This window comes from Kitasatospora sp. NPDC059973, assembly GCF_042737525.1.
Lineage (GTDB): Bacteria > Actinomycetota > Actinomycetes > Streptomycetales > Streptomycetaceae > Kitasatospora.
Window position 1 is genome coordinate 1 of the sequence record NZ_JBHWUI010000042.1, and the last position, 24,188, is coordinate 24,188.

The following is a 24,188-nucleotide window of genomic DNA, read 5'->3' on the forward strand; positions in this document are numbered from 1 at the left end:
CGGCGCGGCGGCCGACGGCGCGGCCCCGCCCGGGAGGTTCCGGGCGGGGCCGGTCGGGCCGGTCGGTGCCGTCGGCCGGGCGAACGCCCCGGGTCAGTACGGCTGGACGAGGACGTGCGCGGCGCCCGGGATGCCGACCTTCAGCAGCTCGTCCTCCTCCGGGGTGGTCGGCGTGCCGGTCTCCTGCTTCAGGACCGCCCGCGAGAGCGCCTGCACCCACATCGCCCGCGGCCGGCGGCGCTCCTCCCAGGCGGCGAGCGCGGCCGCGACGTCCGTGGCCGGGTCCTCGACCGCGTCCAGGCTCTGGGCCAGCACCAGCGCGTCCTCGACCGCCATCGCCGCGCCCTGCGCCAGGTGCGGGGTGCTCGCGTGCGCGGCGTCGCCGGCCAGCACCACCCGGCCGACGTGCCACGGCTCCTCGACGCTGACCTGGGAGATCCGCGAGTAGACCACCGCGGCCGGGTCGGTGACCAGCGCCAGCGCCTCGGCGACCGGGCCGCCGAAGCCGGTCAGCCGCTCGGCCAGCTGCTCGTGGGCGCGCTCCTCGTCCGGGCGGAAGTCCGCCGGCTCGGCGAACACCGATCCCAGGTACATCAGCTCGTCGGTGATCGGGGTCAGCAGCGCCTTCGCCCGCTGGTTCCCGGCGGACATCACCACGCCCTGCACCTCGGGCGAACGCGGCAGCGTCACCCGCCAGTTGGCGAAACCGGTGTACTCGGGCAGGTACTTCTCGCCGTACAGCCGGCGGCGCAGCGGCGAACCGATCCCGTCGAAGCCGACCACCAGGTCGTAGCGGCCGTGGTGGCCGTCGGTCAGGGTGACGTCGACGCCCGCGCCGTCGTCGGTCAGCTCGGCGATCGTGGTGCCGAAGCGGAGGGTGGCACCGGCGGCGGTGGCGGCGTCGCCCAGCACCCCGGCCAGGGCGGGGCGCGGTATGCCGTTGTTGGACGGGGCGTCACCCATCCGGGGCTGCGGGATCTTGGCGAGGGTGGCCCCGGACGGGTCGCAGATGGTCAGCACCTCCCACTCGAAGCCGGCCGCCAGGCAGGCCTCCAGCACGCCGATCTCGCGCATCACGTGCAGGGCGTTGGACGGCTGGATGATGCCGACGCCGAGCGCCTCCAGGCCGTCGCGCAGCTCGGCCACGTCGACCCGGTGGCCGCGCCGGGCGAGCGCGGTGGCCAGGGTCAGGCCGCCGATGCCGCCGCCGTGGATCAGTACGCGCAGGGGTGAGGTCATGACGGGGGTCTCCCAAGGGGGTCGGTGCGGGCGGTGCGGTGGGGTCGGGTGCGGGGTGGTCGGGGAAGGGCGGGCCGGGGTCAGCCGACCGGCGCGGGCCGGGCGGCGGAGAGGTCCATCAGGTGGTCGACCAGGGCCAGCAGCAGGTCCCGGCCGAAGCCGCGGTCGCGCACGTCGCCGAGCAGCATCGGGACCTGCGGGTCCAGGTCCAGGGCGGCCCGGATCTCGTCCGGCGTCCGGGTGTTCTGCCCGTGGAAGCAGTTGATCGCCACCACGAAGGGGATGCCCCGGCTCTCGAAGAAGTCGATCGAGGCGAAGCTGGTCTCCAGCCGGCGGGTGTCGGCGATGACGACGCCGCCGAGCGCGCCGTTCACCAGGTCGTTCCACATGAACCAGAAGCGCTCCTGGCCGGGGGTGCCGAACAGGTAGACCACCAGGTCGGGGCTGACCGTGATCCGGCCGAAGTCCAGGGCGACGGTGGTGGTGTCCTTGCTGTCCACGCCGGACAGGTCGTCGACGCCCACGCTGGCACGGGTCAGGTACTCCTCGGTGCGCAGCGGGGCGACCTCGCTGACCGAGCCGACCAGGGTGGTCTTGCCGACGCCGAAGCCGCCCGCGATGAGGATCTTCACGGCGGACGGCGCGGTGGCGCCGGAGGCGGAGGAGGAGGGAAGGGGTGCGGTCGGTGCCATGGTTCAGAGTCTCCGGAGTCCTTCGCGAACGGCCGTCAGCAGGCCGAGGTCCAGGCCCCCGCCGGCCCGGGCCACCGAGAGCGGCGCCCGGGCCAGCAGCAGGCCCTGGGAGATCAGGTCGCCCAGGAGGATCTTGGTGACCGAGATCGGCAGGTCCAGCTCCGCCGCCACCTCGGCGACGGCGGCCGGACGCCGGCAGCGGTCCAGGATCATCCGGTGCTCGGGCTGGAGCCCGCGCGGCCCCGAGCGGGAGGAGCCCCGCGCCAGGACGGTGCGGGCCTCCTCCGACACGGTGGTCAGCACGGTGATCAGGGTGAGGTCGTCGCGCTCGGGCGCGGTGCGGCCGCGGGTGATGGTGTACGGGCGCACCATCGTGCCGGCACCGTCGTCCTCGTCCTCGTCGGGCACCTCGCTCCAGTGCGGGATCACCGGGGCATCAACCCCGGTTCCTGGCCGCGAAGGCGTCGAAGTCGCTGCGCACCGGCGTGCTCAGCTTCTGGCCGACCTGCTGGACCAGGGTGTGCATGGCCACCGACATCACCTCGGCGTCCACCTCCTGGGAGGCGACCACGGCCAGGTGGGTGCCCTGCGCCGCGGCGATGATGAACAGCCAGACCTCGGACAGCTCGACGATCACCTGGTGCACCGGCCCGCCGTCGAACAGCTGGCCGACGCCCCGGGCGAGGCTCTGCTGGCCGGTCGCGACGGCGGCCAGCCGCTCGGCGTCGGCCCGCTCGATGGTGCGGGAGTGGCTGACGACCAGGCCGTCGTCGGAGAGCAGCACGGCGTTTCTGGTCCCGGCCACCGAGTCGACGAGTCCGTCCAGCAGCCAGTCCAGGTCCTGGTGGGTGGCGATCGTGCGGTTCATGACTGGTCATCCGTCCTAGTGGTTCGGGGATCCGCGGCGGGCAGGGCCCAGGGGGCCGGGTCCGGTGCGGGCGCCGGGGAGCCGGCGGATCCGGTGGGGGGCGCCGGGCGGGAGCCGCGGGTGAAGACGTCGGGCCCGGGGAGGTGGACCTCGCCGGAGTCCTGGCCGCGGGCCACCCGGGACTGTCGCTGGAAGGCGCCGATGGCCGCCCCCGAGCGGCGCGGGGGGCGCTGGAACGCGCCGACCGAGCCGATCGGCGTGCCGAAGGAGCCCGGCATGCCCGGCGCTCCGGTGACGCGCTCGCCGGGCGCCGGGGCCGGCGGCGGGACGCGCAGCTCGGCGGCCAGGCTGGCCTGGCGCACCCGCTGCGGCAGCGGAGCCTGGCCGTCGGCCGGCTCGCTGAGCGGCACCGTCGAGGCGTACTCGCGCCGCTCGGCGAGGCGGTAGTGGTCGGCCGGGCGGTACTGCTCGTCGGCGTAGGGGGCCTCCGCGGGCGTCACCTTGGCGTAGGCGATGTCCGGGTAGGCGGGGGCGTCCTGGGCGGGGGTGCCCCGGGCGGGGGTGTCTCGGGCGGGCGTCTCCTGGGCGGGCGCGGCGTACTCCGGGGTGCCGTCGGCGGGCGCGGCGTACTCCTGGCCCCCGTAGGCGTCCGTGCCGTACCCGTTCGTCCCGTAGCCGTCGGTGCGGTACCCGTCGGTGCCGTACTCGCCGCCGCCGTGGCCGGCCGTGCCGTACTCGCCGGCGCCGTACCCCGCGCTGCCGTAGCCGGCCGAGGCGTCGACCGGGGAGCTGTGCTCGACCGGCTGCTCGGGCGCGGGCGGCTGGATGTACTCGACGTGCGCGAACGCCTCGGCCGAGTTCTCCGCGGCCGCCGTCGCGACCAGGACGGTCTCCGGCGGCTCGATCGCCGGCGGGGCCGTCGCGACCGCCGTCGCCACGGTGGCCTCCGGGTCCGCCGGCCGGGCGTGGGCCCGGGTCCCGGCGAGGGCGGCCGGCGCGGTCCCGCGGGTGCGCCGGGCGAGCGGGATCGGCTCGACCGGGGTGGCGTCCGGCAGCCCGGCGTCACCGTCGATGACCAGCTCGTCGGGGACGAGCACGACCACCCGGGTGCCGCCGAAGGCCGACGGGCGGAACTCGATCCTCAGGTTGGAGTTGGCGGCCAGCCGGGCGACCACGTAGAAGCCGAGGCGGATGTCGTCCGCCCGGGCCAGCACGTCCATCCGGGGCGGACGGCTCATCAGCTCGTTCGCCGCGTCGTACTGCTCCGGGTCCATGCCGAGGCCGCGGTCCTCGATCTCCACCGCGAGTCCGCGGCCGACCATCGCGGCACGGACCTCGACCGGCGTCGGCGGCTTGGAGAAGCTCGCGGCGTTCTCCATCAGCTCGGCGATCACGTGCGCGACCGGGCCGACGGCGCGCTCGGAGAGCCACGGGTGGCCCTCGACGTCCAGCATGATCCGCCGGTAGTCCTGCACCTCGCTCTGGGCGGCCCGCAGCACGTCCAGCAGCGGGACCGGCTTGCGCCAGCGCCGCTGCGGCTGGCCGCCGGCCAGGATGACCAGGTTCTCCTCGTAGCGCCGCAGGCGGGCGGTGAGGTGGTCGAGGTCGAACAGGCCCTCCAGCACCTCCGGGTCCTCGTGCTTGCGCTCCAGCTCGTCCAGCTTGCGCAGCTGCTGACCGATCAGCAGCTGGGTGCGGCGGGCGATGCGCTGCAGCAGCCGCTCGAAGCCGCGGTGCTGGTCGGCCTGCCGGACGGAGGTCTCCAGCGCGGAGGTGCGGGCCAGGTTGAGCGCCTGGCCGAGCTGGGCCAGCTCGTCGGTGCCGTTGCCGTGCGGGTCGGCGGTGATGGCGCGGCTCTCGGCCTCGACGTCGACCTGCTCGCCCCGCGAGAGGCGCTCCACGACCTCGGGCAGCGTCCGCTCCAGCTCCTCGGCCTGGGTGTGCAGCGCCTTGATCCGGCGGCGCAGCGAGCGGGTCAGCCGCCAGCTGGTGAGGATCACCGCGACGACCGCGATCAGGCCGATGACGGTGGTCAGCACGAAGGCGGTGAGCAGCGAGAGGAAGGAGCCCTTGCCGACCTCGACGATGCCGTCGGTGCGGGTCTCGATCGCCTTCACCAGCTCCGGGTTGAGCTGGTCGAGCGCCTGGCGCCACTGGTCCTGGGCGGCCGGGAGCTTGACGGCGCCGCTCGGATCGGCCGGGGTGGCCCTGATCAGCGACTGCTCCACGGAGGCCTTGGCCTGCCAGGCGGGGCTGGTCATGACGTCCTGCCAGGCGGCGGCCTCGGCGGCCGGCACGTACGGCACGACCTGCACGGTGAACAGGTGGTCCTGCGCGCCGATCGCCTGCTGGACCTGCTGGTAGTCGCCGGCGGTGAGCTTGCCGGACGGCCAGCCGCGGGCCAGCAGGGCGTCCTCGCGGGCCAGCATCTCCTTGGCCCAGAAGGCGTTCACCAGGGTCTTGGAGATCCAGGTGACCTCGCCGTTGTCGACGTGGCTCAGCGCGGTGAACAGCCGCAGGTCGACGGCGATCAGGTCGGTGTAGTAGGTGAAGGCGGTCTGCTGGTCGACGGCTGCGCGGTCGATCGCCGCCCGCTGCTCGGCCAGCTTGCCCATCGCCTGCCGGGCCTCGGTGACCGCGGTGCGCACCTCGGTGGGCGCGCTGTCGGCGGTCTCGTCGGAGAGCGACTGGAACTGGCGCACCGCGTCGTCGGTGAGCTGGCGCTGGCGGCGCAGCGCGTCGGTGACGCTGCCGGGCCGGGCGAGTGCCTCGGCGCTGAGCCGGCGCTCCTCCTGGAGGTTGTAGTAGACGTGGTTGGACGGCTGCCCGGCCTTCTGGGCCAGCAGGCCCTGGGCCGCCTGGCGCTGGAAGTCGAGGAAGGTCTGGCCGCTGGTGACCGCCCAGAGGGCGGCGAGGGCGAGACTGGGGACGACGGCCAGGACGAGCAGCGCCGTCCGCAGGGACAGGCGCGGACGCCTGCGGGGGGACTTCGGCGTCGGGGGCCGCCGATTCGCACGCGCGCGCAGAGCTGACTCCTTGGGACTGGCGGCCGGCCTGGTGGGGCCGAACCGTCCGGGGGCACGAGCTTTTGACGAAGTGATACTAGTCATACGGTGTGATAGGAGTGAAAACTCGTTCGCTGCCTGGACGGTGTGCGCACACAGTCTTAACACACCGTCATCGGGCCGTTAATGATCGGTGAACGAAGGAGCCTTGCGGGGCGCGGCGCTCCGGGGCTCCGGCGGCCGGCCGCCGATGCGCCGTGATCGTGTGCGGAGCGTGCCTCCCGATTGCCCGCGCGGCCGGGGGGCGGCTGCCCGCCGGTGCGGCCGCGACTGCCCGAACGGGCCCTCGTGGAGGCGGGCTGACGGGGGCTCGGGCCGGCGGCCGGCCCGGCCCGTCGGGCCGCCCCGGCGGCTCGGGCGACTCAGGTGTCTCGGGCGGCTCAGGTGGCTCAGGCGGTTCAGGGGCTCGGGTGGCTCAGGCGGCGAGCAGGCGGGTCAGGGTCGAGGTCAGTTCGTCCGCCAGGACCTGCCCGGCCGCCTCCGCGTCGCGCCGGCGGACGGCCTCCACCAGCTCCGCGTGGGTCGCGTAGCCGTGGTGCGGATCGCCCTCGCGCAGCCCCAGCAGTCCGACCAGCTCGACCAGGCGCTCCCGGAGCACCGGGACGAACTCGGCGAACAGATCGGAGAGCACCGGATTGTGGGCGGCCGCCACCACCGTCGCGTGCAGGGCGATGTCCGCGTCCACGAAGGCGGCGTCGTCCGCCGCGCCCGCCGCGTGGCGGGCGGTCAGCGCCCGGTCGAGCGCCGCCTCGTCGGCCTCGTCGTGCCGGACGGCGGCCAGCCGGGCCGCCTGGACCTCGATCATCGCCCGCACCTCGTACACGTGCGCCAGCTCGGCCCGGCGCAGCCGCGCCGACCAGTCCTCGCCCGGCCGGTCCGCCGTCACGAACACCCCCGAGCCCTGGCGGCTCTGCACCATGCCGGCGCCCGCCAGCGCGCGCAGCGCCTCCCGGACGGTGGACCGGCCGACGCCCAGCTCCTTGGCCAGGGCCACCTCGCCGGGGAGCTTGCCGCCGACCGGCCACTGCCCGGCCGCGATCTGCTCGGCGATCCGCCGGGTCGCCTGGTCGACCAGGGGGGAGGGGCGCAGTGGGTCGAGCGGAGACATCGCGTTCACCTGTCAGGTTGTCTGAGGACTTGGTTCACGGTTACGGTACCCCGCATGAAGTCGTGGAGTCTCCTTCCCGGCTGCCTTCGCGGTGGCCTTCTTGGTGGCCTTCTTGGTGGCCGCAGCGGGGTCTGACCGGACCGGCACCCCGCTGCGGGGCGCCGTGCTGCCGGTTCGTCCTCCGGTGCAGAACCCGAGACGAAGGACCTCCCCCATGCCATTCCCCACGCTCCGCACCCCCGCCGGGCCCGTACCGGCCGCGGCCCCCGCCTGGAACCCGCAGCGCGGCAGCGCGATGCCGTTCCAGCGCTACCGCCCCGCCCACGAGCGGGTCGAGCTGCCCGCCGGCGACCGGCGGCAGTGGCCCTCCCGGCGGATCGAGCGGGCCCCGCTCTGGGTGCCCGTCGACCTGCGCGACGGCAACCAGGCGCTGGCCGAGCCGATGGACCCGGCGCGCAAGCAGCGGATGTTCGACCTCTTCCTGGCCATGGGCTTCAAGGAGATCGAGGTCGGCTACCCCTCCGCCAGCCGGACCGACTTCGACTTCGTCCGCCGGCTGGCCGACACGCCCGGGGCCGTCCCCGAGGACGTCACCGTGGTGGTCTTCACCGCCGCCCGCGCCGACCTGGTCGAGCGGACCTTCCGCTCCGTCGAGGGGCTGCCCCGGGTGGTCGTGCACCTCTACACCGCCACCGCGCCGATCTGGCGCGACGTGGTGCTCGGCCGCGGCCGGGCGGAGGTGCGCGCCCTGGTCACCGAGGCCGCCGAACTGATGGCCCGGCTGGCCGAGGGCCGCCCCGGCGTCCGCTTCGAGTTCTCGCCGGAGGTGTTCAACCTGACCGAGCCGGACTACGTCCTGGAGGTCTGCAACGGCCTCACCGAGCTGTGGGACGCGAGCCCCGACCGGCCGGTGATCCACAACCTGCCCGCCACCGTCGAGATCGCCACCCCCAACGTCTACGCCGACCAGATCGAGTACGTGCACCGCCACCTGGTCCGGCGGGAGTCGGTGATCCTCTCCGTCCACCCGCACAACGACCGCGGCACCGGGGTCGCCTGCGCCGAACTCGCCCTGCTGGCGGGCGCGCAGCGGGTCGAGGGCTGCCTGTTCGGCAACGGCGAGCGGACCGGCAACGTCGACCTCGTCACGCTGGCGCTCAACCTGCACACCCAGGGCGTCGACCCGATGATCGACTTCTCGGACATCGACGAGATCCGGCGCACCGTCGAACACGTCAACCGGCTGCCCGTGCACGAACGCCACCCCTACGCCGGCGACCTCGTGCACACCGCCTTCTCCGGCACCCACCAGGACGCCATCCGGAAGGGCTTCGCGCACCACGCCAAGGCGGCGGCCGACCTCGGCCTGCCACCGGGCCGGGCCCCGTGGGCCGTCCCCTACCTGCCGATCGACCCGGCCGACCTCGGGCGGGACTACGAGGCGGTGATCCGGGTCAACAGCCAGTCCGGCAAGGGCGGGATCGCCTACCTGCTGCAGACCGGGCACGGGCTGGGCTGCCCCGGCGGCTCCAGATCGAGTTCGCCCGGGTGGTCCAGGAGTCGGCCGACGACAGCGGCCGCGAGGTCGGGGCCGACGAGCTGTACGCGCTGTTCCGCTCCCACTACCTGGACGCGGCCCCGGCCGTCGACTGGCGCACCGGGGAGGAGGACGGCCGCCACTGGGCCGAGGTCGGCGGGCACCGGGGCGAGGGCAACGGCCCGCTGGACGCCGTCACCGCCGCACTGCGCGCCGCCGGGACGGCCGTCGACATCCTCCGCTTCACCGAGCACGCCGTGCGCACCGGGCCCGACAGCGACGCCGTCGCCTACGTCGAGGCGCGGGTGGCGGGACAGGTGGTCTGGGGCGCCGGCCGGGACTCCTCCGTCCTCGCGGCCGGGGTCCGGGCCGTGCTGAGCGCCGTCGGCCGGGCGGCCGCGGGGCACGGGAGGATGCCGGTATGACACCCTCCCTCCCCGCCCGGAGCCAGGCGGTCGCCGACGCCCTCGCGGCGGCCGGCCTGCCCGGCGAGATCCGCGTCCTGCCCGACTCCGCGCGCACCGCCGCCGAGGCGGCCGCCGCCCTCGGCTGCGAGGCCGGGGCCATCGCCAACAGCCTGGTGTTCAGCTGCGACGGCGCTCCGCTGCTGGTCATGACCAGCGGGGCGCACCGCGTCGACACGGCCTACCTGGCCGGGCGGCTGGGCACCGGCCCGATCGTCCGGGCGAGCGCCGCCGAGGTCCGCGAGGCCACCGGCCAGGCCATCGGCGGCGTCGCCCCGGTGGGCCACCCGGCGCCGCTGCGCACCGTGGTGGACGAGGCGCTGGCCGGGTACGAGCTGCTCTGGGCGGCCGCCGGACACCCGCACACCGTGGTGCCGATGACCTACGACGAACTGCTCCGGCTCACCGGCGGCACGCCGTCGGCGGTGGTCGCTCCCTAGCCTCCGGTCCCCTGACGCCGCGCGCGCGTGGCGTCAGGGGGCGGGCGACGGGGTCGATTTCACCTTTGGATCATCCCTTGGTAGTTTCTTCCTCGTCGGCGGGACGAGATCGCGGAAGTGATCGGAAGCCCGGCGGTCAGGCGTCGGTGGTGCAGTGGTAGCACGCCCGCTTTCAGCGGGAAGGGTTCGTTCGATTCGGGCCCGGCGCTCGGACATGCAGGGCGGGAGTCGTCATCGGCTCCCGCCCTCGCTGCTTTCCCGGGGGCCTTCGCTCCGGGGCCCTTCCGTCATCGGCTCCCCGCGTCCGGGCTCTTCGGCCCCGGGTTCTTCGGTCCCGGGTTCTTCGGCCCCGGGTTCTTCGGTCCCGCGCTCTTCGGTCCCGGGTTCTTCGGCCCCGGGTTCTTCGGTCCCGCGCTCTTCGGTCCCGGGCTCTTCGGTCCCGGAGCCGAGGCGCGGGCGACCAGGAGCAGGAACAGCCCGCACAGCGCCACGAGCAGCCAGCCGGGCCGCGACGCGACGGCCAGGCCGTCCGGACCGACCCCCACCACCAGGCCGCCCGCGACCGCGATGCCGATCGCCGCACCGACCTGACGCGCGGTGGAGGTGATCGCCCCGGCCACCCCGGCCCGGGACGGCGGCAGCCCGCCGACCGCGGTGTTGGTGATCGGCGCGTTGGCGAAACCGAAGCCGACGCCGATGAGCAGGTAGGCCGCCAGGAGCAGCGGGATACCGGTGTCCGGGCCGAGATCCACCAGACAGAGACCGCCCGCGGCGACGAACCCGCCCGCCAGCAGGAGCGGCCGCCGCGGCCCGAACCGCGCCACCAGGGAGCCGGACCACGGCGCGCACACCGTCGCCCCGAGCGCCATCGGCAGGGTCGCCGCCCCGGTGGCCAGCGCCGTCCAGCCCCGGGCGTGCTGGAGGTACAGCGTGTTGAGCAGCAGGCTCACGTTCAGGGCGACGAACAGGGCCACGGCGCCCAGGGCCGCCATGGCGAACGGCATCCGGCGGAAGAGCGCGAGGTCCATCAGCGGCTCGGGCCGGCGCAGCTCGACCCGGGCGAACCCGGCGGTGGCGAGCGCCGCCACCGCGCAACCGGCCACTGCCGCAGGAGAGGTCCAGCCGATCCGGGGGCCCTCGATGAGCACGGCCACCGCACTGCCCAGGGCCAGCACCAGCAGCGCCTGGCCGGGGAGGTCGAGCCGCCGGGCGCGCTGCCCGTGCGACTCCGGCACGAACACCGCCACCAGGACGAGGGCGGCGAGGATGACCGGCGCGTTGATCCAGAACACCGAGCGCCAGCCGAAGGCCGCGATGAGCGCCCCGCCGGTGACCGGCCCGGCCGCCATGCTGAGCCCGAAGACGGACGCCCAGACGCCGATCGCCCGGGCCCGCTCCCGGGGGTCGGGCATCGTGTTCACCACGATCGCCAGGGCGACCGGGCTGAGCATCGAGGCACCGATCCCCTGGGCGGCCCGGGCCGCGACGAGGAAGCCGAGCGAGGGCGCCACCGCGCAGGCGAGCGAGGCGAGCCCGAAGACGACCAGCCCGGTCCGGAACACGCGCCGGCGGCCGAAGCGGTCCGCGAGGGCGCCGGCCGAGATCAGCAGACCGGCCAGGACGACGGTGTAGGCGTCCACGACCCATTCCAGCCCGCTGGTGCCCACCGCCAGCCCGCGCCCGATCTCGGGCAGGCCGACGTTGACGATGGTGGTGTCCAGCCCGACCAGGAACATGCTCAGCGCGCACACGGCGAGGACCGTCCACCGTCGGCGGGTGCTCAGTGCGGGTCGATCAGCCAGGATTGTCGTGGTCACGGGCCCACCTTCGGTTCGGTAACGTCTGCGGCCCCATGCTCGGACCGGGCGGCAGCGCCGGCCCAGCATCTTTGCGAAGACCGCAAAATCGCGCTCCGGCCCGCCCGAGGGGCCGGACGGACCGGAGGCACCCCATGAACGGCGACCGCACCGACCCCGTGAAGTCCGTGAAGCCCGGGGAGCCTGTGACGCCCGGGGAGTCACCGGAGTCCGGGGAGCCCGTCGCGCCGGTGGCCGGCGGCGACGACGTCGACGAGATCCTCGCCGGCATCGGGCCGCGGCTGCGGGCCCTGCGCCGCGACCGCGGGCTCACCCTGGAGGCCCTCGCGGAGACCACCGGGATCTCGGTGAGCACGCTGTCGCGCCTGGAGTCGGGCAAGCGGCGCCCGACCCTCGAACTGCTCATCCCGCTCGCGCGCACGCACCGGGTCGCCCTGGACCAGCTGGTCGCGGCCCCGGCCACCGGGGATCCGCGCCTGCACCTGAAGCCGCAGCACCGGGAGCACGGCAACGTCCTGGTGCCGCTGACGCAGTACCCGGGCCGGGTCCAGGTGTTCAAGCAGGTGCTCGCCCACCGCGAGCCGAAGCTGGTGACCCACGCCGGTTACGAATGGCTGTACGTGCTCGCCGGCGGGCTCCGGCTCATCCTCGGCGAGCGCGAATTCACCCTCCGCCCGGGCGAGGTGGCCGAGTTCGACACCGGTGAGCCGCACTGGTTCGGCCCCGTCGACGCGAACGCGGTGGAGATCCTGCACCTGTTCGGCCCGCACGGCGACCAGGCCGTGGTGCGTACCGGGCCGGCCAGGCAAGCGCCTTGACGGTCCGTCCGTTGGAGCCCGGCCGTCGCGCGGGTGGCCGCGCCACCGCCGGGCGGCGCCATCTCGGGGGCGCCGCCCGGCGGTTCGGGGTGCGGGTCGGCGGCTAGATGCCGAAGGCGTCGGCCCAGCGGACCGTCCCGGACGGCAGCGGGTGCCGGTCGTCCAGGCTCAGCGCCATCCACGCCTCGTCGGGCGCGTCGACGGTGAGGACCAGTCCGTGCTCCGAGGCGCGGACGAAGCCGAACCGCGGGTAGTACGACGGGTGTCCGAGCAGCACGACGAAGCGCTCGCCGAGGCCCCGGGCGGCGTCGAGCGCCGCCCGGACGGCGGCCGAACCGGCGCCGGAGCGCTGGTGGTCCGGGTGCACGGAGACCGGGCCGAGGGCGAGCGCCGGGACGTCACCGATGAACGCGCGGCTCAGCACCGCATGGCCGACGGGGGCGCCGGCCGGACCGGTGGCGACGACGGAGAGGCCGTCGATCCAGCCCTCGTCGGTGCGCAGCACGGCGAGCAGGTCGGCCTCCGCGGGCCGGCCGAACGCCGCGAGGGTGAGGGCCTGGACGGCCGGGACATCGGCGTCGGACTCGACGCGGGTCTGCCAGGAGGAAGCGGACGAAGACGGAGAGGACATGGTGGAAACCCTTGGCTGGAGGGCCCGTCGCGGCGGCGCCGTGCACCCGCGGTGCGGGGGCGGAAGCCGTCAGACCAGGGCCCGGGGAGTGTGAACCGTCGCCTGGGCGCTGCGCGGTACGGGCGCAGCCGTCGTCACCGTGGCCACTGGTCCACCTCCTTCGCCGAGCTCGTCGTCCTGTCGTCCGGTCCGGACCCGTCGAAGGTAACACGGACAGCGGAACGGACGCCCCCGGTTTTCCGGCCGGCCGCCGGGCGGCGCGGACGGAGTCCGTGATCGGGCGCGCGTCAATGGCGCTCGACCGGCAAATAACTTCCGGTGCACCCGTCGGATGGTGGTCTGTCCAGTTTTGCGAGGCGGCAAAAATCTTCCGGTTGACAGTCGTCGCAGCGTATTGAATTCTTTCAATCGCCGGGGAGCCGCGCAGCTCTTCGGACCAAATAGCGATCGACTCCGGGGGCCGGCAGAGCGAGCGGTGCAGGAATCACTGGATCATGCGAGCGGCCGGACGGTCGGCGCCGGCCAGTCCGGACGGATGTCCGGACGCGGTTTCCACGAGTACGCCTGATCACCCGGAATTTGCGATGCCGAAAAGGCCCCGGGGAGGGCCCGGCATTTCCGTACCGAAATTCAACAAGGAATCTGGCGTGCACTCATACATGAACATCAAGAAGTCCGCGCGAATCAGCCACGACTTCTGGGAGGTCACCGCCGCGGCCGGGATGTTCGACATCGTGGTGTCCGGCCTCGGCGACGGGCGGCACCGGACGCTGGCCGACGGCCACGAGTTCGTGAACATGTCGTCGTACTCCTACCTCGGCCTCGACACCCACCCGCGGATCGTGCGGGCGGCCGCCGACGCGGTGCTCGCCGAAGGGGCGCTCAACAGCTCGACCTCGCGGATGCGGATCCGGTTCGGATCGCTGCGGGACGCCGAGACGGCGCTCTCCGAGCTGTTCGACGTCGAGGCGCTGACCGTCGCCTCCTGCGCGGCCGCCGCCTGGGCGAGCCTGCCGCTGCTGGCCTCCGGGCTGCTGACGGACGGCGTCGCGCCGCTCATGGTCTTCGACAAGAACGCGCACTTCTGTCTCAACGCGATGAAGCCCGCGGTGGCCGACGAGGCGGAGATCGCCACCATCGCCCACAACGACGTGGACGCGCTGGAGGACCTCTGCCGCAAGCACCCGCAGGTCGCCTACGTCGCCGACGGCGTCTACAGCACCGGCGGCGCCGCGCCGATCCCCGAACTGCTGCGCCTGCAGGAGAAGTACGGGCTGTTCCTGTTCTTCGACGAGGCGCACGGCGTCTCCACCGTCGGCGAGCGCGGCCGGGGCGCCGTGCTGGAGGCGATGGCGGCGAACGGCGGGATGAACGACCGCACGCTGATCATCACCTCGCTCAACAAGGGCTTCGGCGCCTCCGGCGGCGCGATCTTCCTCGGCCCGGGCGGCTCGCAGCAGCGCCGCGACACCGCACTGCGCAACGGCGGCCCGCTGATGTGGTCGCAGCGCATCAACACCGCCGGACTGGGCGCCATCATGGCCTCCGCGGAGCTGCACGGCTCCCCGGAGCTCAAGGAGCTCCAGCTCAGGCTCCAGGACAACATCGCGCTCTTCGACTCGCTGGTGGAGACCTCCTTCAACGGCGACGGCCTGCCGATCCGCTTCGTGGACATCGGCTCCGAGGACGCCACCATCCGCCTCGCCGGATCGCTGCTGGAGCGCGGCTACTACACCTCGCCGATCTTCTTCCCGGTGATCGGCCGGGGCAAGGCGGGGCTGCGGCTGATGCTGCGCGCCAACATGGCCGAGGCCGAGATCCGCGACTTCTGCGGCGCGCTGAACGACGGCCTGCGGGCCGAGGCGGCCCGCGAGCCGGGGCAGGACCAGCGATGACGGCCCTGCGCTCGCACATCGACTCCTCCGCCGAGGTCTTCCGCCGCAACACCGCGGCCTTCGACGAGAAGCGCCAGGTCATCGCCCGGGCCCGGGCCGCCGCGATCGCCGGCGGGGACGAGCGCTCGCGCCGGCGCCACACCGAGCGCGGCAAGCTGACGGCCCGCCAGCGGGTCTACCAACTGCTGGACCCGGGAACGCCGTTCATGGAGCTGGGCCAGCTGGCCGGGCACGAGGTGTACGACGAGCACGTGCCCTCGGCCGCGCTGGTCACCGGCATCGGCATGGTGAGCGGCCGCCCGGTGGTGGTCTTCGCCAACGACGCCACGGTCAAGGGCGGCAGCTACTTCCCGCTCACCGTGGAGAAGCAGCTCCGGGCCCAGCTGGTGGCCCGGGAGAACGGCCTGCCCTGCATCTACCTGGTGGACTCCGGCGGGGTCTACCTGCCGCTCCAGGAGCAGCTGTTCCCCGGCGAGTACCACCTGGGCCGGATGTTCCGGAACATCGCCGAGATGTCGGCGCTCGGCCTGCCGCAGATCGCCGCGGTGATGGGCAACTGCACCGCCGGCGGCGCCTACATCCCGTCGATGTGCGACGAGACGGTGATCGTCCGCGGCACCGGCACGGTCTTCCTGGGCGGCCCGCAGCTGGTGCGCGCGGCCACCGGCGAGGTGGTGGACGCCGAGACGCTGGGCGGCGCCGACCTGCACACCCGGGTCAGCGGGGTGGCCGACCACCTCGCCGAGAGCGACGAGCACGCCCTGTCGATCGTCCGGGAGATCATGGCCCGGGACGGCCGGCCGGCCCTCAGCCCGCCGCCGCAGCCCCCGCGCGCGCCGCTGTACGATCCCGCGGAGCTGCCCGGCATCGTCAGCGCCAGCCTGCGCGAGCACATCCCGGCCCGGGAGATCCTGGCCCGGCTGCTCGACGGCAGCGAACTCGCCGAGTACCGGGCCCGGTACGGGCCGACCATCGTGTGCGGCACCGGCCACATCGGCGGCTACCCGGTGGGCGTGGTGATCAACGACGGGGTGCTGTTCCCGGAGAGCGCCCAGAAGGCCGCGAACTTCATCGAGCTCTGCACCCAGCGGGACATCCCGCTGCTGTTCCTGCACAACATCAACGGCTTCATGGTCGGCGCCGAGTACGAGGCCGACGGCATCGCCAAACACGGCGCCAAGCTGGTCAACGCGGTCTCCACGGCCAAGGTCCCCAAGTTCAGCCTGGTGATCGGCGGCAGCTACGGCGCCGGCAACCTCGCGATGTGCGGGCGCTCGATGGGCCCCCGGCTGATGGCCATGTGGCCGAGCGCCAAGTCCACCGTCGTCGGCGCCGAGCAGACCGCGACGGTGATGGCGCTGATCCGCAGCGACCAGCTCGCCAAGGAGGGCAAGGTCCTCTCCCCCGAGGAGGAGGAGTCGATCCGGCGCCCCATCATCGAGACGTACGAGCGCCAGTCCCACCCGCTCTACTACGCCGCCCGGATGTGGGTGGACGCCGTGGTGGACCCGACCGAGACCCGTGAGTGGCTGGCGCTCTGCCTCGCCATGTCCGCCGACGCCCCCAAGCAGGAAACGCGCTTCGGCGTGTTCAGGATGTGATGACGGAAATGATCAAGCGTCTCCTGATCGCCAACCGCGGCGAGATCGCCCGGCGGATCGCCCGCACCTGCCGCCGGCTCGGCATCGAGTACGTGGCGGTCCACTCCGACGCCGACCGCTCCTCGGCCCACCTGGCGGGCGCCGTCGAGCGGGTCCGGATCGGCCCCGCCGCGGCCGCCGAGAGCTACCTGGACGTCGACGCGCTGGTCGACGCCGCCGTCCGGACCGGCTGCGACGCCGTCCACCCCGGCTACGGCTTCCTCTCCGAGCACCCCGGCTTCGCGGCGGCGGTCGCCGGGGCCGGGCTGGTCTGGGTCGGCCCGGACGCCGCCACGATCACCGCGATGGGCGACAAGTCGACCGCCCGCGCGCTGATGGCCGCCGCCGGGGTCCCGGTGCTGCCCGGCTCCGGGACGGCCACCGAGTCGGCCGAGGAGATCCTTGCCGACGCCGAGCGGATCGGCTACCCGGTGATCCTGAAGCCCGTCGCGGGCGGCGGCGGCAAGGGCATGCAGGTGGTCCGCGCGGCCGCCGAGCTGCCCGAGGCGGTGGCCGAGGCCGTCCGGCTGGGCCGCAGCAACTTCGGCGACGGCCGGCTGCTGGTCGAGCGGTACGTGGAGCGGCCCCGCCACATCGAGGTCCAGGTCTTCGGCGACGACCACGGGAACGTGGTGCACCTCTTCGAGCGCGAGTGCTCGCTGCAGCGCCGCCACCAGAAGATCGTCGAGGAGGCCCCGGCCGCCAACCTGGCGCCCGCCGTCCGCGCGGAGCTGCTGGAGGCGGCCGTCCGCGGCGCCCGGTCGCTCGGCTACGTCAACGCCGGCACCTTCGAGTTCATCCTGGACGCCACCGACCGCTGCTACTTCCTGGAGGTCAACACCCGGCTCCAGGTGGAGCACCCGGTCACCGAGGAGATCACCGGCGTCGACCTGGTGGAATGGCAGCTGAGAGTCGCCGACGGGCAGCGGCTGCCGCTCGACCAGCACGAGATCACCGCGACCGGCCACGCCGTCGAGGTCCGCGTCTACGCCGAGGACCCGGCCGACGGGTTCCGGCCCGCGCCGGGCCGCGCGGCGGCGGTCCGCTGGCCGGCCGGCATCCGGGTGGAGGCGGCGTTCGACGACACCGGATCGGGCACCGACGGGGCCGCGTCCGGCTCCGCCGCGCCGGAACCGGCCTTCGCGGGCGGTCCGGGCGGTGACGCGGCCTTCGGCGGTGCCGTCTTCGGCGGCGGCGCCGAGGTCCCGGCCTTCTACGACCCGATGTTCGCCAAGCTGATCGCGCACGGCCCGGACCGCCCGAGCGCCCTGCGCCGGCTGCTCCCGGCCGTCCGCGACACCGCCCTGCCCGGGCTGACCACCAACCTCGGCTTCCTCGCCGAACTCCTCCAGGCCCCCGCCGTGGTCGCCGGGCGGATGGACACCCACCTGGTGGACGCCCTGGTCTCGACCGGGACCGGGCAGCCGACGCAGGGCGAGCCGGCCGGCCCCGCCGGCCGCACCGACCGGGTCCTGGCCGCCGCGGCCTGCGCGGCCGCGATGCAGCTGCCGCCCGTCGACGACGCCCCCGCCTCGCCGTGGCACGGCGCGGTCGGCCCGTTCGACCGCCACCGGCTGGACCCGGTCGCGCCGTTCGGCCGGGTCGTGCTGCGGCACGGCCGGCGGACGCTGCAGGCCGGACTCACCGGACGGCGCGGCGCCGCCGTGGACGTCCAGGTCGAGTCCGCCCCGTTCACCGTCACGGTCGCCGCCGTACCGGGCCACCCCGGCCTGTACCGGGGCACCGTCGGCGACCGGCGCTGGACCGGTCTGCGCAGCCCCGCCGGCTGGGAGCTCTCCGTCGACGGGCACCGGGTGGCGCTGGCCGCCCAGAGCTTCGCCGAGGGCGGCTCCGGGGCCGCCGACAACGCCGTCAAGTCGCTGATGCCGGGCACGGTGGTCGGACTGCTCTGCGAGGTCGGCGACCGGGTCGAGGAGGGGGACGCCCTCGTCATCGTCGAGGCGATGAAGATGGAGAACCGCATCCTCGCCCCGTTCTCGGGCGTCGTCACCGCGATCCGCTGCGCCGTGCGCGACCTGGTGGCGACCGAACAGGTCCTGGTCGAACTCGACGCCGACGCCGAAGCCTGAGCGCCCAACCCGCCCGATCCGCCCGATCCGCCCGATCCGCCCCACCCCCCGGTCAGTTGAAGTAGCACCCCCCCGCACCACGCACGCAAGGAGCCCTCTCATGCCCGCTGAACCAACCCCCCGGAAGCTGCTGCTGGTCGGCGGGGTACGGGCGGTGCCGCTCGGCCTCGACATGGCGCGGCTCGCCCTGGACCAGGCCCACGCGCGCGGGCTGCGGACCCACCTGACGAACCAGGAGGCCGTCCTCGCCGCCACCCCCGGGGTGGCCGAACAGGCCGGCGCCGTCTCGGCGGTGGACTTCGCCAACCCCGGCGAGTCCGCCGCCTGGGCGCGCGACCGGGCCGCCGCGGGCGAGCGCTTCGACGCCGTCCTCGCCCTCCAGGAGATGGCCCAGGTGGCCGCAGCCGAGACCGCCGAGGCACTGGGCCTGCCGGGCAACCCGGCCGGGGCCGTCCGACGGGTCCGCACCAAGGACGCCTGCCGGACCGCCCTGGCCGCCGCCGGCTTCCGGCAGCCCGCCGTCCGGCTCTGCGCGGACGAGGCGGAGGCGGCGGAGTTCCTGCGCGGCTCCACCGGGCCGTGGATCGTCAAGCCCCGTGACGCGATGGGCAGTACGGGCGTCAGCCGGATCACCGGACCGGACGGACTGCCCGCCGCGATCGCGCTGCTGCCCGGCCGCAACCCCTTCCTGGTCGAGGAGTTCGTCCAGGGCGCCGAGTACAGCGTCGAGGGCCTCTTCCTCGGCGGCGAGCCGGTCGTCCTCGCGGTCACCGAGAAGGAGAAGGTGGAGCCGCCGTTCTTCGTCGAGGTCGGCCACATCCTCCCGGCCGAACTACCGGACACGCAGCGTGAGGAGATTGAGCGTCAGGTCAAGGCGGCGCTCGCCGTGCTGGGCCTGCGCGTCGGCGGCTTCCACGTCGAACTCTGGCTGAGCCCGGACGGCATCGTGCTCGGCGAGGTGCACGGGCGGTTCGGCGGCGACTGGATCCACCGGATGCTCGCCCACGTCGTCCCCGGCCTGGAGCTGTTCGGCCTCCTCTACGACGACCTGCTGGGCCTGCCGCGCGACGAGGCCGCGCCGACGCCGGTCCGGGCCGCCGCCGCCCGCTACCTCACCCCGCCGCCCGGCCTGGTGACCGCGGTCGAGGGGTGGACGGAGGCGGCGAACCACCCGGACGTGCTCTACGCCGACCTCGCGGTCGGACCCGGCGGCACCGTCCGCCCGCTGCGCACCTCCGGGGACCGGGCGGGCGTGATCGTGGTCGGGGCCGACACCCCGGACCAGGCCCGCAAGCTCGCCCGCGAGCTGGCCGACTCGGTCCGCTTCACGGTGGAGCCGGCCCGGACGGTGGAGCCGGCATGACGCACACGGACGCCCCGCCCCGGGCGGCCGGCCTGCTGAGCCGGCTGACCGCCACGCTGCTGCCCGCCTCCCGGCAGGGCCGGATCATGGCCGCCGGGACCACCGTGGACGCGGTCGCCAACGGCCTCTACCTGGCCACCGCCACGCTCTACTTCGTCCGCTACCTCGACATCACGGCGGTCGCGGTCGGCACCGCGATCGCCGCGGCCAACATCGCCGGCCTGCTCAGCCCGCTGGTCTTCGGCCCGCTCGCGGACCGGCTCGGTGCCCGGCCGGTCTACGTGGCGCTGACGCTGGTCCGCGCGCTCGGCTTCATCGGGTACGCCCTGGTCGGCAGTTACGCCGGCTACCTGGTCGTCACCTGTCTGACCATCGCCGCCGCGCGGGCCTGCTCGCCGCTGCTCCAGGTGATCGTCGGCGAGTTCGAGGGGGCCGCCGAGCGGACCAAGACGATGGCCTCGCTGCGCGCCATCACCAACATCGGCCTCACCGCCGGCTTCCTGCTGGCCGCCCTGGTGCAGGCCGCGCACTCCCGGGCCGCCTTCGTGGCGCTCTTCCTGTTCAACGCGGCCGCCTTCGCCGCCGTCGCGCTCGCCGTGGTGCGGGCCGGCCGGGTGGCCGGATCGTCGGCCGCGCCGGCCGCCGCGCCCGCCGAGGCCGGGGCGGAGGGCGGCTCCGGCTCGCCGTACCGGGACCGGCGGTTCCTGCTGGTCACGGCCGCCAACGCGGTGCTGATGCTGCACGACTGCGTGCTGTTCATCCTGCTGCCGCTCTGGGTGGTCGACCGGGCCGGGCTGCCGGCCAGTGCCAGCTCGGCCCTGCTGGCGATCAACACCGTGCTGACCGTGGTGCTCCAGCTCTCGGTGGCCCGGTTCGCCCAGGGGCTGGCCAAGGCGCTGCGGATGCTCCGGGTCGCCTGCCTCTTCCTGGTGCTGGCCTGCGCGTTCTTCGCCTTCGCCGACGGCCGGGGCAAGTACCTGGCGCTGGCCGCCGCGGTGGTCGCCGTCGCGCTGCTGACCGTGGGGGAGAACCTGCACGCCGTCTCGCGCTGGGAGATCTCCTACGAGCTGTCGCCGCCGGTGGGCCGCTCCCGCTACCTGTCGCTGTTCAGCACGGGCATGAGCGCGCAGCTGATCGTCGGCCCGTTCCTGGCCACCGGTCTGCTGCTGCCGGCCGGCGCGATCGGCTGGGTGCTGCTCGCCGCGCTGTTCGCGGGCGCGACCACCGTGACGGTGCTCGCCGGCCGCACCGGCATCCAGAAGTCACCGGCCGTTTCCCAGGAGGCGCTGACCGGCTGATGTCACTCTGCGTTGCTTGAACGATCACAACCGAGCAAGTACAGTCCCCCTAGAGCGTGTCAAGGGCCACGCGGGCACACCGGGGGGTGGACTTCATGCTGCGACGCTCGGTCGCGACGTTCCCCGGTCTGCCTTTCCGATGTCGGTCCAGCCACTGAACCAGCCGTTCAGCAAGGGGACTTGTCATCACCGACCGGGCTGACGAACCACCAGCCGCGCCGGTACTTCGGGCTGTCCGAATTCGACACGTCCCCCCTCGGGGCCGTCATCGTCGAATGCAGGAACAGACCGGAGTGAGCCATGGTGCTGCGCGAGGCACTGAGCATCCCCATCCCCCTCGACCACGAAGCGTCGACCACCGCCGAACTCCCCGGCCTGCGAATGGGGCTGGCCAAGCCGCTTCCCCAGATGGTCGTCGCCACCAGACTCGGCATGAGCGAGCGCTGGTACCGCGACCTGGAGCGAGGCGGCACCGCCCGCTTCGACCCCAGACTGCTGGCGCTGCTCGCCGACGTCCTGCTGCTCGACGCCGACGAGCGCGCCACCCTCTACCTCTACGCGATGGGCGGCACCCCGGCCGCCGGCCCGGCTCGGCCGGAGGACCTCACAGCCCTCCAGGAGCTGGTCGACCGGCAGATGCCGAGACCGGCCTTCATCGCCGACCGCGCCTGGACCGTCGTCGGCCACAACCGGGCCGCCGCCGAGTGGTTCCCCTGGATGAGCAGGCCCGGGGCCAACTTCGCCCGCTGGGTGCTGACCGCCCCGGAGGCCCGCGAACAGGTCGCCGACTGGACGTGGCAGGCCCGGATGACCCTCGCCATGATCCGCTTCGCGTTGGCCCGCTACCCCGGGGACGAGTCGGTGGTCGCCCTGCTCACCGACGTGCTGCGCGACCCGCTCTGCCGCCGGCTCTGGGCCGGCCGGGCCTGCGTGGTCGCCAACCGGGACGGCGACCGCTTCGCCCTGCGGCTGCCGCACCTCTCGCCCGAACCGATCGAGACGGTCGCCCAGGTCCTCACCCCCGGTGGCCGACCGGACCTCAGCTTCGTCGTCCTGGGGCCCCCGCCCGGGGTCTGACCGCGGGGTGCCCCGGGGCCGCCCGCCCCGGGGCACGAGCGGGGGCGGGGCGGCCGGGCGCGGCGTCAGTGGAACCGCGTCACGAACCGGCGCTGCCAGGGGGTCTCGACGGCGCGCCGGTCGTAGCGCTCCCGCACGAAGGCGACCGCCTCGCCGGCCGGGACGCCGTCCAGCACGGCCACGCAGGCCAGCGCGGTGCCCGTCCGGCCGAGCCCGCCGGCGCAGGCCAGCTCGACCCGCTCGGACGCCGCCCGCTCCCAGGCCTCCCGGAGGGCGGCCGCCGCCTCGGCCCGGTCGGCGGGCAGCCGGAAGTCCGGCCAGCGGAGCCAGCGGCTCGCCCAGGGGACGGCCGGCGGCCGGTGCCCCAGCAGGTAGAGGCCGAAGGCGGGTTGCGGCCCGGGCGGCAGCGGCCGCCGCAGGCCGCGCCCCCGGACGAGTCGGCCGGACGGCAGGCGCAGCACCCCGGCGGCGGCGGGGTCCCAGGTGGCGGAGGCGGTCATCCGGCGAGCCTACGGCGCGTCCGGCCGGTCGCGGGTGGTCGCGGGCGGGGCCGGGCCGGGTGGCAGCACCCGGCCGTTCCGTGCCGCGGGTCCGCGCGGGTCAGGAGGCCGCGTACAGGCCGGTCGGGGCGGGCAGACCGGCGCGGTGCGCCAGAGCGGCGGCCTCCCCGCGCGAGGTCACGCCCAGCTTGCCCAGGATGTTGGCGACGTGGAACTTCACCGTGGACTCGCTGATCAGCAGGGCGCCGGCGATCTCCCGGTTGCGCCGGCCCCGGGCGAGCTGGTCGAGCACCTCCAGCTCCCGGGGCTGCAAGCCCTCCAGGGGGTCCGGCCCGCCGGTCGCCGCCGGGGCGCTCAGCGGCAGGTCGACGGTGACGGTGGTGCCCCAGCCGGGAACGGCGTCCACCGCGAGCCGGCCGCCCACGGCGGTGATCCGGTCCGCCGTCCGGTGCACGGCCAGGGTGTCGGCGCCGAGCAGGCCCGGGCCGTCGTCGCGCACCACGATCCGCAGGACGTCCGCGACGAACTGCCAACTCACGTGCAGGCGCGTCAGACCGTCCTGTTCCATCATGGTGAGCACGGCCGACCGGACGGCCGCCCGGGCGGTGTGCGCGATCTCGGCGGGGAGGGAGCGCCCGCCCGCCGCCGGGGCCGGCAGGTCGAGCCGGACGGGGCTGTGCCGCAGCAGCGGGCGGATCTCGTCCGCGAGCCGGGCGAAGGCGGTGGCGGCGGGCTCCTCGCTCAGCTCCCGGTCGAGGTCGGCGCCCGCGCGCAGGTCCAGCAGCGCGCCGACGGCCAGCTCGGTGGCGCTGCGGCGGGCGGTGGCGTCGTCCAGGGCGGCGGAGCGCAGCGGCGCGAGGATCGCGGAGAGCGCCGAGGCGTGCGCGCCGCTCAGCTCGGCGATGGCCCGGGCCCGGGCACCGGCGGAGGCCCGTGACGTGGCGGCGTACGCGGGGGCGGCGTCGACGGCCCGGTGGTGGGAGTGGGTGACCAGCAGCTCCCAGAGCTGCTGCAGGACGGCGAGCGGCTGGTCGGGCAGCCGCTCGCCGCCCGTCCGGACCAGCACCAGCAGCGCGCCGTTGCTGCCGGGCGGGGCGGCGGAGACCGCGACGGCCGACCGCGGCCGGTCCGCCAGGACCGCCTCGCCCTGCCAGGGCAGACCGGGTGCCACCGCCTCGGCCAGCCCGGCCAGTTCCCGGGTGGTGATCCGCCCGGTGAGCTCGGTCGGACCGTGGGCGAGGGCGGGGGAGTAGGTGCAGACGCCGCTCAGCTGGGCGAGGGCGGTGTGCGGGACGAGATCGGCGAGGACGGCGGAGAGGCGCGGGAGGAGCTGTGGCCTCGGCGCCCCCAGCACCGCCACCACCTGGGCGAGCACGTCCTCGGGGCGCTCCCAGCCGCGCTGCCGGTGCCCGGCGTGCCCGGCTCCGTCCGGGGCCTGCGCCGCGTTCCCGGCCCTCGCGTGTCCAGTCGCCGCGCTTCCCGCCCCGTCGCCTGCCCCGTGGTTCGCCATGGGTTCCAGCCTAGTCACCCGGTCCGCGCGGGTGCCTGGCCGTTCGGCCAGGCGGAACCGGCCGAACGGCGGGCCGGGGACCGCCCCTCCCGCGACCAGGCTGGAGACCGTCAGACCGACGAACTCTCCGACCAGT

18 protein-coding genes, 1 tRNA gene and 1 pseudogene are annotated in these 24,188 nt (G+C 74.6%); 10 read left to right on the top strand and 10 right to left on the bottom strand.

What is annotated here, in order from left to right:
• Positions 1-93: 93 nt before the first annotated feature.
• The 6 genes from ACFWA9_RS14260 to ACFWA9_RS14285 form a co-directional block, all read right to left on the bottom strand.
• On the bottom strand, positions 94-1,239 hold the full coding sequence (locus tag ACFWA9_RS14260; RefSeq protein WP_380386865.1) for an FAD-dependent monooxygenase: 1,146 nt from the start codon (positions 1,237-1,239) through the stop codon (positions 94-96).
• 80 nt (positions 1,240-1,319) lie between these two features.
• Positions 1,320-1,931, bottom strand: a complete 612-nt coding sequence (locus ACFWA9_RS14265; protein WP_329490370.1) for an ATP/GTP-binding protein — start codon at positions 1,929-1,931, stop codon at positions 1,320-1,322.
• A gap of 3 nt (positions 1,932-1,934) precedes the next feature.
• Positions 1,935-2,360 (bottom strand): DUF742 domain-containing protein, encoded by a 426-nt coding sequence (locus ACFWA9_RS14270; RefSeq protein WP_380386868.1) that lies wholly within the window; start codon positions 2,358-2,360, stop codon positions 1,935-1,937.
• Between the two features lie 7 nt (positions 2,361-2,367).
• A complete protein-coding gene (locus tag ACFWA9_RS14275) occupies positions 2,368-2,799 on the bottom strand; it encodes a roadblock/LC7 domain-containing protein (RefSeq protein WP_329490371.1) in 432 nt (143 codons plus the stop codon).
• Positions 2,796-5,909, bottom strand: a complete 3,114-nt coding sequence (locus ACFWA9_RS14280; protein ID WP_380386871.1) for a nitrate- and nitrite sensing domain-containing protein — start codon at positions 5,907-5,909, stop codon at positions 2,796-2,798. Before ACFWA9_RS14280 ends, ACFWA9_RS14275 begins: the two co-directional genes overlap by 4 nt.
• A gap of 370 nt (positions 5,910-6,279) precedes the next feature.
• Positions 6,280-6,972 carry an FCD domain-containing protein gene (locus tag ACFWA9_RS14285; protein ID WP_329490374.1) on the bottom strand — a complete coding sequence of 231 codons (693 nt, stop codon included), beginning with the start codon at positions 6,970-6,972 and terminating at the stop codon, positions 6,280-6,282.
• 214 nt (positions 6,973-7,186) lie between these two features.
• Here ACFWA9_RS14285 and ACFWA9_RS14290 point away from each other — a divergent pair.
• The 3 genes and pseudogenes from ACFWA9_RS14290 to ACFWA9_RS14300 all read left to right on the top strand — a co-directional run bounded on the left by ACFWA9_RS14290 (position 7,187) and on the right by ACFWA9_RS14300 (position 9,622).
• Positions 7,187-8,934: pseudogene (locus ACFWA9_RS14290) on the top strand (2-isopropylmalate synthase).
• Positions 8,931-9,413 (top strand): YbaK/EbsC family protein, encoded by a 483-nt coding sequence (locus ACFWA9_RS14295; protein ID WP_352287500.1) that lies wholly within the window; start codon positions 8,931-8,933, stop codon positions 9,411-9,413. The pseudogene ACFWA9_RS14290 and the gene ACFWA9_RS14295 overlap by 4 nt, the downstream one beginning before the upstream one ends.
• A 140-nt stretch (positions 9,414-9,553) precedes the next feature.
• Positions 9,554-9,622 (top strand) — tRNA-Glu (locus ACFWA9_RS14300).
• Between the two features lie 78 nt (positions 9,623-9,700).
• Here ACFWA9_RS14300 and ACFWA9_RS14305 read toward each other — a convergent pair.
• Positions 9,701-11,230, bottom strand: a complete 1,530-nt coding sequence (locus tag ACFWA9_RS14305; protein ID WP_380386874.1) for a DHA2 family efflux MFS transporter permease subunit — start codon at positions 11,228-11,230, stop codon at positions 9,701-9,703.
• A 134-nt stretch (positions 11,231-11,364) separates the two neighbouring features.
• On the opposite strand from ACFWA9_RS14305, the gene ACFWA9_RS14310 reads away from it, so the two are divergent.
• Entirely contained in the window at positions 11,365-12,048 is a 684-nt protein-coding gene (locus tag ACFWA9_RS14310) for a helix-turn-helix domain-containing protein (RefSeq protein WP_380386877.1), read from the top strand.
• Between the two features lie 103 nt (positions 12,049-12,151).
• Here the strand turns inward: ACFWA9_RS14310 and ACFWA9_RS14315 are convergent, their stop codons facing one another.
• Entirely contained in the window at positions 12,152-12,679 is a 528-nt protein-coding gene (locus ACFWA9_RS14315) for a GNAT family N-acetyltransferase (protein ID WP_380386880.1), read from the bottom strand.
• Between the two features lie 647 nt (positions 12,680-13,326).
• Here ACFWA9_RS14315 and ACFWA9_RS14320 point away from each other — a divergent pair.
• The 6 genes from ACFWA9_RS14320 (at position 13,327) to ACFWA9_RS14345 (ending at position 22,042) form a co-directional block, all read left to right on the top strand.
• Positions 13,327-14,574 carry an aminotransferase class I/II-fold pyridoxal phosphate-dependent enzyme gene (locus tag ACFWA9_RS14320; protein ID WP_352287491.1) on the top strand — a complete coding sequence of 416 codons (1,248 nt, stop codon included), beginning with the start codon at positions 13,327-13,329 and terminating at the stop codon, positions 14,572-14,574.
• Entirely contained in the window at positions 14,571-16,175 is a 1,605-nt protein-coding gene (locus tag ACFWA9_RS14325) for a carboxyl transferase domain-containing protein (protein ID WP_329490381.1), read from the top strand. Before ACFWA9_RS14320 ends, ACFWA9_RS14325 begins: the two co-directional genes overlap by 4 nt.
• 8 nt (positions 16,176-16,183) lie before the next feature.
• Positions 16,184-18,304, top strand: a complete 2,121-nt coding sequence (locus ACFWA9_RS14330; RefSeq protein ID WP_380386884.1) for an acetyl/propionyl/methylcrotonyl-CoA carboxylase subunit alpha — start codon at positions 16,184-16,186, stop codon at positions 18,302-18,304.
• Positions 18,305-18,404: 100 nt separating this feature from the next.
• Complete coding sequence (locus tag ACFWA9_RS14335; protein ID WP_380386887.1) at positions 18,405-19,667, top strand: ATP-grasp domain-containing protein; 1,263 nt, start codon at positions 18,405-18,407, stop codon at positions 19,665-19,667.
• Positions 19,664-20,965, top strand: a complete 1,302-nt coding sequence (locus ACFWA9_RS14340) for an MFS transporter (protein ID WP_352287480.1) — start codon at positions 19,664-19,666, stop codon at positions 20,963-20,965. The genes ACFWA9_RS14335 and ACFWA9_RS14340 overlap by 4 nt, the downstream gene beginning before the upstream one ends.
• 300 nt (positions 20,966-21,265) lie before the next feature.
• Positions 21,266-22,042 carry a helix-turn-helix domain-containing protein gene (locus ACFWA9_RS14345; RefSeq protein WP_380386890.1) on the top strand — a complete coding sequence of 259 codons (777 nt, stop codon included), beginning with the start codon at positions 21,266-21,268 and terminating at the stop codon, positions 22,040-22,042.
• Positions 22,043-22,107: 65 nt separating this feature from the next.
• On the opposite strand, the gene ACFWA9_RS14350 is transcribed toward ACFWA9_RS14345, so the two are convergent.
• Both ACFWA9_RS14350 and ACFWA9_RS14355 read right to left on the bottom strand, forming a co-directional pair.
• Positions 22,108-22,542: a protein phosphatase gene (locus ACFWA9_RS14350; protein ID WP_380386893.1), complete on the bottom strand. Its 435-nt coding sequence runs from the start codon at positions 22,540-22,542 to the stop codon at positions 22,108-22,110.
• 100 nt (positions 22,543-22,642) lie between these two features.
• Positions 22,643-24,052 (bottom strand): LuxR C-terminal-related transcriptional regulator, encoded by a 1,410-nt coding sequence (locus ACFWA9_RS14355; protein WP_380386896.1) that lies wholly within the window; start codon positions 24,050-24,052, stop codon positions 22,643-22,645.
• Positions 24,053-24,188: the final 136 nt, after the last annotated feature.